This is a genomic window from Zobellella endophytica (genome assembly GCF_003012775.1).
GTDB lineage: Bacteria > Pseudomonadota > Gammaproteobacteria > Enterobacterales > Aeromonadaceae > Oceanimonas > Oceanimonas endophytica.
Genome location: NZ_PXYG01000002.1, coordinates 255,199 through 270,126 on the forward strand (window position 1 = coordinate 255,199; position 14,928 = coordinate 270,126).

The window sequence follows — 14,928 nt, forward strand, 5'->3', positions numbered from 1 at the left end:
TCCCCTCGGGGAGCCATGGCTGAGATTCAGGCTTCGACAGGCAGATCCTGCTGTCCGATGGGGATGGCATCCCAGCTTTCCTTGATGCCGCGGATGAGCCCGCTGATGGCTTCCAGCCGCTCCACGCTGTTTTCGCTGTTGGCAAGCACCAGCTCATTCATAATGAATTCATAGAGATTGTCGAGGTTGGCTGCGATCTCGCCGCCCTCCTCATGATCCAGCGCCATGCGCAGCTCGGCCACTATCATCATGGTCGCACCCAGCAATTCGCCGCGCCGGGCCGTATCCTGCTGCTCCATGGCCACCCGGGCCTTGGCGAGCCGCTCCAGCACGCCGGCCAGCAGCATTTGTACCACCTTGTAGGGGCTGGCCACGGTTTTCTGGCTGTCCAGCGCTACCGACTTGTAAGCTTTGAGGGAACCGCGCATGTCTTACTCCTGATTGCGTTTGATATTTTGATAGGCCTTGACCGAACGACGGCCCTTCTGCATCCTGGCCAGCCTGTCGGCAAACCATTGCCGAGTCTGCTCGGCAGCCTCCTTGACCCGGCGGGAACGGGCCACCAGTTCACTGGCCTGTTCGGCGCTGACCTGCGCCTGCTCAATCACCCGAGCCAGCAAGGCGGCCCGGCGGGCCAGCTGCTGATCCAGCCAGCCAGGTTCGAGCGAGTCCGGCTGCTGCAGCGCCGCCAGCAGCCGTGTGTCCAGCTCGCTCAGCTCATCCAGCGGCGTCATTGCTTGCTACTGCCGAAATCGGGCATATTTTCGAAGGCGGATATCACCGACGTCAGCTGCTGGTTGAGCTGGGCCACCATGATATCCATACTGGAAAACTGCTTGTAGATCCGCTCTTCGTACTGCTCCATATAGATCTCGAAGTCGGCCCGCTCCTTGTCTATTTTTTTCATCTGCTCATTAAGGGAGCTGTCTTTCTTGGTGAGTATGCCTTCCGTGCCGACAAAGCTTTCCAGCATATCGTCCAGCTTCTTGGCCACGCCCTGATCCGAAGAAAACAGCAGGCCAATCTTCTCGAAATTCTCATCCACCTGCTTCTTCAGCAGTTCGTCGTCCAGCTCGATGGTGCCATCTTTTTTGGAGGTAATACCCAGGTCGGTCAGGCTCTTGATGGGCGACACGGCGCCATCGACCGGCTCGCTCAGCATGCGGCGGATCTGGGAAGTCAGGTTGCGGGCGGTGCCGTCGCCATTGAGCGGGGCGGCCTGCTCCGTCTCGGGATTGTAGGCAGTCAGCTGGTTAACCGTGCCCATCACCTTGTTGAAGGCGTCGACAAAGCCCTTGAGATTTTTTTCCACCGTCGCCTTGTCGTAGCCGATGCTCAGCGTGGTGCTGGGCTTTTCTACGTCGTTCAGCTTTTTCAGGTTGAGGGTCACCCCCTGGATGGCATCCTTTATTTCGTTGGTCGAGCTGGTGATGGTGGTGGTGTTGTCGATCACCAGGGTGGCATCCTGGGCGGCCTGGATTTCGGTAAAGCCGGCCAGGGCGCCCAGGCCCAGGGCGGCATCGTCGCCGTCGTTATTGCCGGTGACCGTATAGCTGATGGCGTTTTGCTCGCCGGTTTTTTCGGCAAACATCACCAGCGAAGAATTGCCCTGTCCGTCGTTGATCACGGTGGCGCGCACCCCGGTATTGCCCTCGGCGTTGTTGATGGTCTCGGCAATCTCCGCCAGGGTACTCTTGTCTTGGTCGATGGCCACGCTGAAGGCATTGCCATCCACGGTAAATTCAAAGGTGCCCGACCCCAGCTTCTGCTCGCTGGCTACGCTTTGGTCCACTCCCAGCTTGTGGGCCTCGGCCAGGGTTTTGACCTCCAGCTTGTAGCTGCCGGCCACGGCGCTCTTGTCGGCGCTGGCGGTAACAAAGCCGCTTTCACTCAGGCTGGCGGAGCGCTTCTGAAAGGCTTCTTCATCACCCAGTTTCTTGAAGGCTTCCTTGAACTCGCTCAGCGCACTCTTCATGGAGCCATAGGCGGACAGCTGCACATTGATATCGGTCACCCGGGTGGCGAACATCTTTTCCTTGGGAGCCCGCTCGCCGGCGACGGTGGCGTCCACAAAGCTCTGGATGGGAAAACCGGAGCCCACCCCCGGGAGTTTCAGATCAGCCATGCGGTGTACTCCTATACCTTGACGTCAATCAGCCCGCCGGTGGCCTCGGCCAGCCGGGTCACCACCTCGAGCAGCTCTTCGGAGGGGATCTGGCGAATCACATCGCCGCTGTTGTTGTCCACCACCGTCACCACCTGGCGACCCGAATCTTCGTCTACCCGGAACTTGAGGCCGCGATTGAAACTGCCGATAAAGGACTCCATCTGGCCGGCCATTTCTTCCAGCTGCTCGTGGCTCAGCTCGGGCGGCGTCGCCTTGTCGGCGGCCTGTACCGCCTGGGCGGTCTGGGTGGCTTCGGTGCCCCTGGCCTGGACGGCGGTCAACACCTGCTTTTGCCCGGCCTCGCCGGCCAGCGACAGCGGTTTTTGTGTCAGCGATTGTGTATCCATGGTGGTTTCCTTCGGCCTGGTGCACGACGGCGGTCACTATATCGTTGTTTAGCTTAACATTGCCATTGCTAAGCTGAACAACGGAAAAACCGGGGGCGTGAACGCCCCCGGTAACCGGCAAGGGTTAACCCAGCAGCGACAGGGCCGCCTGGGGGATTTGCTTGGCCTGGGCCAGGATGGAGGTACCGGCCTGCTGCAGTATCTGCTGCTTGGTCAGGTTGACGGTTTCCTGGGCGAAGTCCACGTCCTTGATGCGGCTCATACCGGCGGCGGCGTTTTCGCGGGTGTTGGCCAGGTTGTTGATGGTGCTGTTCAGACGGTTCTGCATGGCACCCAGGTCGGAACGCTGGGAGTCGATCATGCCGATGGCGCCGTCGAGAACGGAAATCGCCGACTGGGCACCGGACTGGGTAGAGAAGTCCAGCTCGGAAACCGCGCTCAGGGTAGAGAATTCGGCAGTTGCGGTTAAGTCAAGGGTCGCAGCTGCAGCGTTTGCAGACAGTGCAAACGACTCATTGGAGTTGACACGGATGGAACCCGCTACGATGGAGCTGTCGGTACCGCCTGAAGTCAGGGTAACAGCGTCACCGGCATCGTTGCCATCGATATCCTTGCCCTGCAGGTTGGCGTTGGCGCCAGTGAAGTTCTCGATGTTGATGTTCTCACCGCTGTCGTTGACGATGGTCAGCTCACCGCCGTCCACGGTTGCCTTGACTCCGGTCTCGGAAGACTTGGCGTTGATGGCATCGGCCAAGGTGGACAGATCGTTGGGATCAGCCACGTTGGCGGATACCGCAGTGCCGTTCAGCTCAAAGCTGATCTGGCCCTGAGCGCTCAGGCCGGAAATCACGGCTTCGGTGCGGGCTTCGGCGGTCACACCGGTGTTGGCACTTTCGGAGTTGATGTTGGCAGCGATGGTCTTGGCCGAGTCACCGGCCGCAACATCCACGGTGGCGGTTTCCGAGCCGTTGATGGTAATGGTGTGAGCGGCGATACCGTTGGTGGTAGCAGTGGTGATGGCAGCGACGGCGGCAATGCCACCACCCAGACCGGCAGCGGCGGTAGTCGCTGCCGCCAGAGTCACCCGGTGGGAGCCGATGGCATTGGCGGCCACGCTCTTCAGGCTCAGGTCGATGGTTTCGTTAGAGTTGGCGCCCACCTGCAGGGTACGGCTGCCGAAGGTTCCGTCGATCAGGTTCTGGCCACCGAAGGAAGTGGTTTCGGCGATACGGGTCAGCTCGCTTTGCAGGGCAGATACTTCTTTCTGAATCGCCTTGCGATCGTCGGCGGAGTTGGTGCCGTTGGCGGATTGCAGGGCCAGGTCACGCATCCGCTGCAGAATGTTGGTGGATTCGTTCATCGCACCTTCGGCGGTCTGCGCGATGGAGATACCGTCGCTGGCGTTTTTCATCGCCACGCCCAGGCCGCGGACCTGGGAGTTCAGGCGATTGGAGATCTGCAGACCGGCGGCGTCATCCTTGGCGGAGTTGATGCGGCTACCGGTAGCCAGACGTTCCATGGAGGTAGCCAGGGCATTGCTGGACTGGTTCAGGTTGCGCTGTGCGGTCATGCCGGTGACGTTGGTATTAACTGTAATCGCCATAATAAACTCTCCGTTGAGGGTTGCCGGCACACTGCCGGTCAGGTCGTGTTATTCAGGGTATCGGCTGCGAAAAAAGCGACTTTAGAAAATTTTTTCGCCACCCGCCAACGCCCCTGATTACCTTGGATATCGGCCTCGCCCCAACCAACTTTAGGACTCATTGACAACCAACCTACCCGGCTCGCTCACGCTAGACCATTAGCGGCTTCTGGTTGTATCCTCTCTTGCTCTTTGGAACGAGTCATATCATCACAGTTTGGGGTTGCCTTATGACGCAGAGTAAACACGATACAGAACAAACTACCCAGGATGCAGAACGAACCCGCCTGATTTTGGAAACGGCCCTGCAACTGCTGCGTTCATCACAGCCGAAACAAGCTCTGGATCTATTACAACAGGCATTAACCGAAACCCCTGGCCACATCTCGGCCTTGTTACTCAAGGGCAAGATTCATCGAGAAACGGGTGAAACAGCGCATGCGATTCGCGACTTTCAGCACATATTGACGCTGGCCCCAGACCACCATGAAGCCAACCTTGAACTGGCCAAGCTATACCACAGCGCCAACGATAATCGAGTAGCGCTCCATCACATTGAAGCGGCTGAAAAAGCACAACCTGAACACCAACAGACTCTTGAACACAAAAGCATGATTCTCGGCGGTCTGCATCGATACAATGAAGCGGCCGCCATTCTTGAAAATATCATCGAAAACGGCACCCCCCACCATTTCAACTGGAACAATCTGGCCAACATCTACAAGGGCCTGGGCTTGTTTGAGGAAGCCGAACGCCACTATCTGACGGCCATTGAGTTGTCTGGCGACAATGATATCGCCTATAACAACTATCTGAGCTTTTGCCATTATATTCCGCACTACCCGAAAGAAAAAATATTAAAACTTTATAAGGATTGGGAAGCACGCTACGCAAAAAACACCGCCCAAATCGGTCATTCGGTAACTGCGTTGAACGCAGACAAGACCCTGCGTATCGGCATGATTTCGGATGGGTTTCGCACTCATCCCGTGGGGCAAATGATTACGTCTGCCCTGGAGGAAATCCCTCCCCATGAAATAGAAATCTATGCGTACAGTACCAACCTGTCCGAAGATGCGGTGACCCAGCGTATCAAAAACCTTTCGACGAAATGGATGACGGTGGTGCACCTGGACGAGCAGGAGCTGGCTCGCCAGCTGGTTGAGGATAAGATCGACATTCTGTTCGACCTTTGCGGCCACAACAGCGGTAGCTACATGCGTACCATGGCCATGAAGCCCGCCCCGATTCTGGTAAAATGGGTCGGCGGTCTGATCAACACCACGGGTCTCAGCACCATGGACTATTTGCTGAGCGACAAGATTGAAACACCCGAGGGAGAAGACGAATTTTATACAGAGAAACTCATTCGCATGCCGGATGACTATATCTGTTACAACTCGCCCATCTATACTCCCGACATTCAAGCGCCACCCGCCAGGTACAATGGCTATATCACCCTGGGTTGCTTTAACAACCCGACCAAGCTTAACCCCGTACTGTTAAAGCAATGGGCCAGGATTATGCACTCCCTGCCCGACTCCCGCTTGTTCCTGAAGGGCTTTCAGTTCAGTAGTGAAACTCTGACCAACAATACCAAGGCGTTGCTGTTGGAGCAGGGTATTGGCGAGGAGCGCGTTATTATTGAAGGCCCTTCCTACCACGAAGATTTGCTGAAAGCCTACAACAAGATAGATATCGCCCTCGATCCCTGGCCCTATTCCGGCGGTCTGACTACCTGCGAGGCCATGTATATGGGGGTGCCTGTGGTCACCCTGCCCGGCCCCACCTTCGCCGGCCGCCATTCCGCCACCCATCTGACCAATGCCGGCATGCCGCAACTGGTGGCGGAAGACTGGGATCAGTACCACGATATCGTCCTGGCCCTGGCCAGTGACCTGGACAACCTGGCCAATATCCGCACTCATCTAAGGAGTGCCTTGCTTGAATCCCCGGTCTGCGATGCCCAGCGCTTCGCCCGCAATTTCAGCAACGCCATGCGCGCCATCTGGCAACGGCATTGCGAAGGCAAAGAACCCGCCGCCCTCAGCCTGGATAAAGAAGGCAATGCCTGTTTTTCAGACGAAGCCGAGCCGGTACAACTTCAGCTCCCGCCTGAGCCGATAGAGATAGAAGACGACGATTTCCACTTCCGTTTTAGCGGTAAAATCGTCACTCTGGATAACGGCGCCGGCCTGTGCAGTTCACCGGCTTTCGCCGGCTTGCACAAGCTAGGCGCCCTGAGCACCATTTGCCTGGATCCCGCAGGCAGGCTCACCAATGCACAGCAATTGCAACATACCGGCGATTTTCATTATGTTCCCATGACTGTGCTGGGTGACGGTGCCCTCAAAACCCTCTTTATTACCGCCGATATTAACCAAACCGGTACTCTGCATCCTCATCCATCACGAGCAGAACAGGTGCTGACGACAGTCCCGGCTCAGAGCATAAAGCTGGATGAGATTTCAACCCCCGAGCCCCTGGACTGGCTGGTATTCGACGACAACAACAGCCTGATGGAAGCCATGGAGCACGGTCAAAGCACCCTGCAAAACGCCTTGTTTGTTCAGGTAAAACTATCCTTCAATAATCAGTCCCTCTTGCTCCTTGGGCAGGCAGAACAATGCCTCGCCAACTTGGGATACGAGTTTTATGGCTTTACCAACCAGACCAGCATCAGCTGTGCCGAGCTGCCACTGAACACCACCAAGACCATTGCCTCAAAAATAAGGAATATTGATGCCATTTTCCTGAAAAACAGCGAAGAGCTCGGCAAGCTGGACGAGAACAGGAAGATGAAGCTGGCTTTTTTGTCACATAGTGTCTTCAATTTCTGTGATCTGTGTTACTTGACACTTGACTCCATTTCTAAAGATCTTGCAGACAACTACTTGGTTGATAACAAAATAAAAGAAAAAAAGCAGCAAAACGCCATCGATCTACCTACTGCGCCAGCCATGACACCTAAGGAAAGAGAGCTATTCCAAAAATATATATCAAGATGTAAGAGATACTTTGAGTTTGGTTCAGGGGGTTCCTCTGTCGTTGCGAAAGAACATGGTCTGACTGTCTATGGCGTGGAAAGTGATAAGAACTGGGTGGATAAGCTCAAAGAGCATCTCGGTGACGATTTCAAGGTTGAACATGTAGATATAGGTCCTACAGGCGAATGGGGATATCCTACTTCCAAAGATGAAGAAAAATTCCCCCACTACAGCCGATCAATATTCAACCACAAAGATCATTTCGATCTTATTTTAGTCGACGGACGGTTCCGTGTTGCCTGTACCATTTCCTCGATAATGCATACATTGAAAGCAAGCCCTTCACCCTACGCAACAAAGATATTCATCCATGATTTCTGGAACAGAAGTCAATATCATAAAACTCTTGAATTCTTAGATGAAATTGAAAGAGTAGAAAGTGCTGGCGTATTTAAGATAAAGAAAAACATTAAGGAAGAATGCCTTCATCTTGTATGGAAGGAATACTCAACCAACCCTCAGTAGGAACACCCAGGGAGATGACGGCAATGATCCCCTCATCTCCCTTCAACAACAATCTGAATGATAATCATAGAGCCTGATATATCTAACCAACAACAAGGGCTGTATTACCAGGCCCTCGTGCTCCATCAATCACTCCCAAACAAGTCCCGGGTATAGACCTTGTCCGCCACGTCCCGCAGCTCCGCCGAGGGCCGGTTGGCGATGATGATATCCGCCTGTTGCTTGAACTTGTCGAGATCGTTCACCACCCGGGAGCGGTAGAATTCATCCTGTTGCAGCGCGGGCTCGTACACTATCACCGCTATCCCCTTGGCCTTGATCCGCTTCATCACCCCCTGGATGGCGGAAGCGCGGAAGTTGTCGGAGCCGGCCTTCATCACCAGGCGGTAAATGCCCACCACGCCGGGATTTTTGCTGATAATGGCGTTGGCAATAAAATCCTTGCGGGTGGTGTTGGCCTCCACAATGGCCCGGATAAGGTTGTTGGGCACACTCTGATAATTGGCCAGCAGCTGTTTGGTGTCCTTGGGCAGGCAGTAGCCGCCGTAGCCGAAGCTGGGGTTGTTGTAGTGGTGGCCGATGCGCGGATCCAGGCAGACCCCTTCGATGATCTGACGGCTGTTCAGGCCATGGCTTTCGGCGTAACTGTCCAGTTCATTGAAGTAGGCCACCCGCATGGCCAGGTAGGTATTGGAAAACAGCTTGACCGCCTCGGCCTCGGTACTGTTGGTATACAGCACGGGCACATCCTTTGTTACCGCGCCCTGCAGTAGCAACCGGGCGTACCGCTCCGCCCGTGCCGACTGTTCGCCCACTATGATGCGGGAGGGGTACAGGTTGTCGTGCAATGCCCTGCCCTCGCGCAGGAATTCCGGTGAAAAGAGGATATTGCCGCTGCCGGTGTGTTCTTGCAGGCACCGGGTAAAACCCACCGGCACGGTCGACTTGATCACCATCAGCGCCCGCGGGTTGAGGGCCATTACGTCTCCCACCACCCGTTCCACGCTGCGGGTGTTGAAATAATTGCTTTGCGGGTCGTAATCGGTGGGGGTGGCGATAATCACAACCTCGGCGCCGTGGTAAGCCTCTTCCTTGCTGGTGGTCGCCCGGAAGTTGATGGCCTTGTGCTGCAGAAAATCGCTGATATCCGGATCCAGCAGGGGGGAGCGGCGATCGTTCAGCAGCGCCACCTTCTCCGGGAGGATGTCGAGCAGCACCACCTCGTTATGCTGGGCCAGCAACATGGCATTGGCCAGGCCGACAAAGCCCGCGCCCACAACCGCAATTTTCATCCTTCACCTCTCTGAACAGGGAACGGTACCATCAGCCGTGTTATCACGACCTTGCTGCCCATTTCAATGGTACAGGCCAATCTTTGCAATTGTGTATCACCGGACCATGGGGCCACGCAGATCGGCATATCTTATTTCTCGCTCCCACACGGAATGCAGGAGCGAAAGAAAATTGGCGCCCGGTTCGGTCGACTAACGTAGACCCTACAGCCAACGCATCGCGTCTGCGTGTCAGATATAGTTGAACAAACTCATGTTCTGTACCTTGCCGAACATGCTCTGGGTGGCCTGCAGCGCCACCATGGTCTGGCTGAACTCGCCGGTGGCCTTGGCGTAGTCCAGATCCTCCATGCCGCCGCGCAGCTTTTCCAGGGTCAGCGACATATCTTCGTGGGTCAGCTTCTGGTTGTCCAGCCGCTGCATGCGGTTGCCGGTGTCGGCCCGAACCCGGGTAAAGTGGCCGGCCATGGCGTCCAGTTCGTCCAGCACGTCGATCAGTTCGCTCTGGCCGGTGGGGTTATGGCCATCGCTGGCCAGCCAGTCCTTGGCCCGGTTGAGCACCTCGAACACATCCCGCAGATCCTGCCCGGTGCCGTCGCTGACCGCGGACGACAAAGTCACCTCGTCACCGGCGGCCGCCTCCCCCTTGACGGTGATCTCCACCCCGTCCACGGTCAGCGGTGTTCCCGGCTGATAGACCACGGGGGCACTGACATTGCCGTCCTTGTCGGTGATGGTGACCTCCAGCTCGCCGGGGGTGGCGCCGTCGGCAAAGCTCAGGGTATAGGGATGGGCGTCGGTAAAGGCGGCCTTGTCATCGATGTGGGCCCGCTCCACCCGCAGGTGATCGCTGCGATCATTGTCGACCAGATCGTAGCGCACGGTGAAATCGCCGCGCGGATTGGGCACTCCGCCGAACACCAGCTCACCGTCGTGGTTGAGCCCCACCTTGACGTTGTCGCCCACCGCCATGTCGCGCTGGCCGCTGTCGCCGGAATAGACCACGCTGCCGTCGGACTGGCGGGTAAAGGGGGCGGTATCGGTCTGGAAGCCGCCGAAAATATACTGGCCGAATTCATCCTGGGTGTTGGCCAGGTCCAGCAGCTCGTCGATGCGGTTCTGCAGCTCCACCCCGTAGGCGTCGCGCTCCTGCTGGGTCATCGCCGGGTTGTTGGCGCCCAGCATGATCTCCTTGACCTGCTGGGTGATGTTCTCGGCACTGCCCAGGGCCCACTCTTCCCGGCGCAGCCGGTTTTCGGCCAGATTGATGTTGTTCTGATACTGGTCTAGCTTACGCAGCTCCTGCTTGTAGTTGAGGATGCCGTTGGCCGACACCGGATCATCACTGGCGTATTCCACCCGTTTGCCGGACGACATCTGGGCCAGTTGCTGGTTGGCCTCGGAGGTACGGCCGCTGATGTTGTTCAGGTTACGCTGGATAAACTGAAAGCTGGCTACCCGCATCATGGCTCCTTAACGTATCTGCAGTAATGTGTTCATGGTTTCACTGGCCACCGTCACCACCCTGGCGGCCGCCATGTAGGATTGCTGGAAACGCAGCAGGTTGGCGGCTTCCTCGTCCAGGTTGACCCCGGAGGTGGACAGCATGCGATCGTGGGATTGTTCATAAGCCACCCCGGCCGCCTGGGCCTTTACCTTCTGGTTGTAGGTCAGGCTGCCGATGCCGACGGTGGTCTGGTTCAGGCTGTCGGTCACCGTCGACTTGCCGTTGTTGAGCCATTTCCTGTTCTGCAGCTCGGCAAAGGCCAGGGCGTTGGTGTTATTGCCCGAGCCGGCGGCGGCCTTGATCTGGAACTGGTCGAACAACTCGGCCTCGCCATTCAGGCTGATCTGCACGTCGTTGAAGGCGATGTTGCCGTCGGCGTCGGGCACCCCGCTGAACAGGCTGGCGCCGCCCTGGTCGAGCACGTTGTATACCAGGCCGCCGGCGCCGTCGTCTTCCACCTTCAGGGTCAGCGGATAGTCCGCGTCGGCCAGGGCCGGGGTGCCGTCGGTCAGGGAGACGCCGGGGTTGGCGGTGCCGGTGTTGTCGCCGTTGGGGCTGGCCATCAGCCGGCTGGACGCCGCTATCTGGTCACCGGTGTTGAGGTTCACCTTGAAGTCGCTGGCACCCTGCCGGCTGGGCCGGACCAGCATCTCGTCGCCCGGGGCGAGCGAGCCGGGTGGCGTTTCCGTCAGTGTCAGGCTGAATCCCAGCCCTTCGGGGCTGATCTTGCCGTCGGCACCGATATCGGCGGCAGCCACGGTGGTCTGGGTGCCGGTGACCATATCGGTAAACACATAGTCCCCGTTGGCCTGGTATTTAAGCTGGTATTCACCGCCGGTGAGGGCGCCGGTATCGGTGATCTCCACCGCCCCCGCCACCCCGGCGTTGTCACTGTAAAAGCGCCGGGCCTGGGCATCCGGGGCGTTGATGTCGTTGAACAGGTCGAGCCCGGGGTTGCCGTTCAGATCCACCCCCTGACGCTGAATATCGTTGAAGGCATCGGCAATGCCCAGGGCGGTCTTGCCCATCTCGCTCAGGGTCGGGCCCAGGATCTGATCCCGGTAGCTGAACAGAGCGCCCAGCTCGCCGCCCAGGTTGCCGCCCTTGAGCCGGGTGCTGAAATCCGGTTGCCTGGGGTTGCTCAGATACAGCTCGGTCTGCTGCTGATCCGGGGAGCCGGGCCGGGCCTCGAGGGTGAAGGCCTGGTTGCCGGCCACCAGGGGCTCGCGCCCGCCCAGCATCACCGACACCATGCCCTTGCTGTCTTTGACCGTGGTGATATGCACCTCCTGGCCGAGCTTCTGGATCAGCCGGTCCCGTTGATCCAGCAGGTCGTTGGGGTTGCCGTGCTGCCCCGCGTTCACGATCTGCTGGTTCAGCTCGGCAATGCCCGCCGCCAGGGTGGTGACGTGATCGGCCCGGGAGCTGATATCCCGGTTCTTGATGTTCATTTCCTGATCCAGGGCGCTGTACAGCTCGTTGAAATAGTTGGCCACGTCCCCGGCGTTGGTCAGCATCAGGTCACGGTTGCCCAGGTTGCCGGGGTTGTCCACCACCGCGCTGATGGCGCTGTACAGATCATCCAGGCTGGAGGAGATGCCGGTGTTGACATTGGTCAGGCTCTTGTCGAGGAAGCTGAGGTGGTTGTACAGCGCCTCGGCACCGGCTTTTTCGGTGTTGTTGATCAGCACGTCACGAAAGGCGTATTCCTGGTACAGACGGGTGACGTCGCTGACCTTGGTGCCGGTGCCGTAGAACTGGCCGCCGGAATACAGGCTGTCGGTGGCCAACTGCTCCACCCGCTGGCGGCTGTAGCCCTCGGTGTTCACGTTGGCGATGTTATGACCGGTGGTCGCCAGTTGCGACTGGGCCGCCAGCAGGCCGCTGACGCCGGTTTGATACATGTCGATGGCCATGGTGTGTCCTTATGCTTGGGCTGCCAGCCGGGTAACGGTATTGAAAATCGACGTCAATTTATCGGCGTATTTGGGGTCGGTGGCGTAACCGGCCTGCTGCAGCGCCTGAAAATACTGTCGGGGCGAACCGGTTTGCTGCAATGCCTTGCCGTAGCGAGGGTTGTCATGCAGAAACTGCACGTAATCGTTAAAGCTGTCGTTAAAGGAGGCATAAGAGCGAAACGGCGCCTGCACCTTGACCGCGATCCCCTGTTCATATTCCAGGGTGTTGACCCAGGTTTTTTCCGACTGCCAGCTTTTATCGGCCTTGATGCCGAAAAGATTATGGCTGGAGTCGCCATTTTTTCTGCCGATGATCTTCTTGCCCCAGCCGGTTTCCAGCGCCGCCTGGGCCAGCATGGCTTCCGGCGCCAGGCCGAGCCGCTTGCCGGCCTCGGTGGCGGCCGGCAGCAGCCGCCGGACGAACTCCTCCGGCGAGCGGAACGGCTCGGCGGCGCTGTGGGTCACCCTGTTCGCGGGTGCGGCCTCCTCTGCCGCGGCCCGCAGCGGCGGCCTGGCCTGCTCGGGCGCGCCTTCACCGTCTTCCCGTTTGGGCGGGCGAATGGTCTTGCCGGACACCCGGCGCACGTCGGCCAGATCGAAATGCCGGGCCTGGGGCGCCCCGGCCGCCTCTTCCCCGCCCAGTTGTTTGACCACCAGATCCGCCAGCCCCAGGCTGCCCTGGCGACTCAGCTCGGCGGTCATCTGTTCGTCGTGCATATCCTGGTAGAACTGGGTATAGCGACTGTTCATCGGGCTGTCGGCCTCAAACACCCGGTTGGCCTCGCGCATGGACTTGAACAGCTGCTGGGTAAAGAGGCTCTCGAACTGGCGGGCAGCTTCATCCAGCGCCTTGCCGCGGTCATCCTCGAAGGACTGCTGGCGCAGCCGGTCCAGCCCCTGCAGATCGTTGACCAGCAGGCTGTTCTGAAACGAGTCGATAGCTTTCATACCTTACATCCGTCCGTTTGGCTTGGTTAAACCCAGGCCTTTTTTGGTCCAATAAATGGGACCCGGCAGGCCGGTCGCGGGCATGCCTTGTCGTAGGGTCGATTTCAATCGACCGACTCTTTTTGGTCCAATAAATTGGACCCTACGGGCCGGTCGCAGGTAAGCCTTGTCATAGGGTCGATTTCAATCGACCGATTTTTTGGTCCAATAAATTGGACCCTACGGGCCGGTCGCGGGCATGCCTTGTCGTAGGGTCGATTTCAATCGACCGATTTTTTGGTCCAATAAATTGGACCCTACGGGCCGGTCTCGCTTTAAATAATCACCAGCTCGCCCTGGATGGCGCCGGCCTGGCGCAGCGCTTCCAGTATCGCCACCAGATCGCCGGGGGCTACGCCCACCTGGTTGACCGCCCGCACCAGGTCATCCAGGGTGGTACCGGTATCCAGCTTGAACATGCGCCCGTCCTGCTGTTCCACGTTGATGGTGGTGTTGGGCACCACCACGGTTTCGCCGCCGGCTAGGGCATTCGGCTGGGACACCTGCGGGTTTTCGGAAATGGTGATGATAAGCCCGCCGTGGGTAATGGCGGCGGGCTTGAGCTGAACCTGCTGGCCGATGACCACGGTACCGGTGCGGGAGTTGACGATGATCTTGGCGGCTTCGTCGGCCACGTCCACGGTCAGGTTTTCCAGGCTGGACAGGTAACTCACCCGCTGGCCCGGATCCCGGGGCGCGTACACCTGCACCGAGGTGGCGTCCAGCGCCTGGGCGCTGTTGGGGCCGACCAGATCGTTGATCACCTCGGCCATGCGCTTGGCGGTGGTGAAGTCGGGCCGGTTCAGGTTGAAGGTGATGGTGTCCCCCCGGGAGAAGGAGTTGGCCACCTCCCGCTCGACCATGGCCCCGCCGGGAATCCGTCCCACCGTGGGGGTATTGATCATGATGGAGGAGCCGTCGGCCCCTTCTGCACCCAGGCCGCCGACCACCAGGCTGCCCTGGGCCAGGGCGTAGACCCGGCCGTCCACCCCCTTGAGGAAAGTCTGCAACAGGGTGCCGCCGCGCAGGCTCTTGGCCTCGCCGATGGCGGAGACGGTGATGTCGATGGTCTGGCCCGGCTTAGCGAAGGGCGGCAGCTCGGCATGCACCGCCACCGGCGCCACGTCGTTCATCTTGGGCCGCACGTTTTCCGGCACCGTGATACCGAAGTTGTTGAGCATGGTACGAAAGGTCTGCTGGGCAAAGGCGTTGTTGCGTTCGCCGGTGCCGGGCAGGCCCACCACCAGGCCGTAGCCCACCAGCTGGTTGGCACGGACCCCGGCTACCGAGCTGATATCCTTGATACGCGCGGCCTGGGCCGGCGTCATCAGGGCCGGCAGCAACAGCAGGCTCATCAGCAAAGCGGTAAATGGTTTCATCTATTCACTCCCTCAAAGGGCATAAGTACTGTTGGGCACATCCATTCACTCGGCTGGTCGAATAAATTCGACCCTACGGCTCAGATACAAACCTTGCATCAGGTGGTCGAATAAATTCGATCCTACGGCCCCGGCCC

At 58.5% G+C, this 14,928-nt stretch carries 11 protein-coding genes; 1 reads left to right on the plus strand and 10 read right to left on the minus strand.

The window, feature by feature from the left end:
- Positions 1–26: 26 nt before the first annotated feature.
- From fliS to C7H85_RS06425, 5 genes are all read right to left on the minus strand, one after another.
- Positions 27–428, minus strand: coding sequence for a flagellar export chaperone FliS (gene fliS, locus C7H85_RS06405; RefSeq protein ID WP_106728889.1), 402 nt, complete (start codon positions 426–428; stop codon positions 27–29).
- Positions 429–431: 3 nt separating this feature from the next.
- Complete coding sequence (locus tag C7H85_RS06410) at positions 432–734, minus strand: hypothetical protein (RefSeq protein WP_106728890.1); 303 nt, start codon at positions 732–734, stop codon at positions 432–434.
- Positions 731–2,125 carry a flagellar filament capping protein FliD gene (gene fliD / locus C7H85_RS06415; RefSeq protein WP_106728891.1) on the minus strand — a complete coding sequence of 465 codons (1,395 nt, stop codon included), beginning with the start codon at positions 2,123–2,125 and terminating at the stop codon, positions 731–733. Before fliD ends, C7H85_RS06410 begins: the two co-directional genes overlap by 4 nt.
- 11 nt (positions 2,126–2,136) lie before the next feature.
- A complete protein-coding gene (locus tag C7H85_RS06420) occupies positions 2,137–2,514 on the minus strand; it encodes a flagellar protein FlaG (RefSeq protein ID WP_106728892.1) in 378 nt (125 codons plus the stop codon).
- Between the two features lie 124 nt (positions 2,515–2,638).
- Entirely contained in the window at positions 2,639–4,117 is a 1,479-nt protein-coding gene (locus C7H85_RS06425; protein ID WP_106728893.1) for a flagellin, read from the minus strand.
- A gap of 269 nt (positions 4,118–4,386) precedes the next feature.
- Here C7H85_RS06425 and C7H85_RS06430 point away from each other — a divergent pair, with 269 nt between their 5' ends.
- Positions 4,387–7,668, plus strand: coding sequence for an O-linked N-acetylglucosamine transferase, SPINDLY family protein (locus C7H85_RS06430; protein ID WP_106728894.1), 3,282 nt, complete (start codon positions 4,387–4,389; stop codon positions 7,666–7,668).
- A gap of 125 nt (positions 7,669–7,793) precedes the next feature.
- On the opposite strand, the gene C7H85_RS06435 is transcribed toward C7H85_RS06430, so the two are convergent.
- The 5 genes from C7H85_RS06435 to C7H85_RS06455 form a co-directional block, all read right to left on the minus strand.
- Entirely contained in the window at positions 7,794–8,960 is a 1,167-nt protein-coding gene (locus C7H85_RS06435; protein WP_106728895.1) for a nucleotide sugar dehydrogenase, read from the minus strand.
- A 231-nt stretch (positions 8,961–9,191) separates the two neighbouring features.
- Positions 9,192–10,424 carry a flagellar hook-associated protein FlgL gene (flgL, locus tag C7H85_RS06440; protein WP_106728896.1) on the minus strand — a complete coding sequence of 411 codons (1,233 nt, stop codon included), beginning with the start codon at positions 10,422–10,424 and terminating at the stop codon, positions 9,192–9,194.
- A gap of 9 nt (positions 10,425–10,433) precedes the next feature.
- Entirely contained in the window at positions 10,434–12,383 is a 1,950-nt protein-coding gene (gene flgK / locus C7H85_RS06445) for a flagellar hook-associated protein FlgK (RefSeq protein ID WP_245879590.1), read from the minus strand.
- Between the two features lie 9 nt (positions 12,384–12,392).
- Positions 12,393–13,373, minus strand: a complete 981-nt coding sequence (flgJ, locus tag C7H85_RS06450; protein ID WP_106728897.1) for a flagellar assembly peptidoglycan hydrolase FlgJ — start codon at positions 13,371–13,373, stop codon at positions 12,393–12,395.
- A gap of 314 nt (positions 13,374–13,687) precedes the next feature.
- Positions 13,688–14,791 (minus strand): flagellar basal body P-ring protein FlgI, encoded by a 1,104-nt coding sequence (locus C7H85_RS06455; RefSeq protein ID WP_425445060.1) that lies wholly within the window; start codon positions 14,789–14,791, stop codon positions 13,688–13,690.
- Between the last annotated feature and the right edge of the window lie 137 nt (positions 14,792–14,928).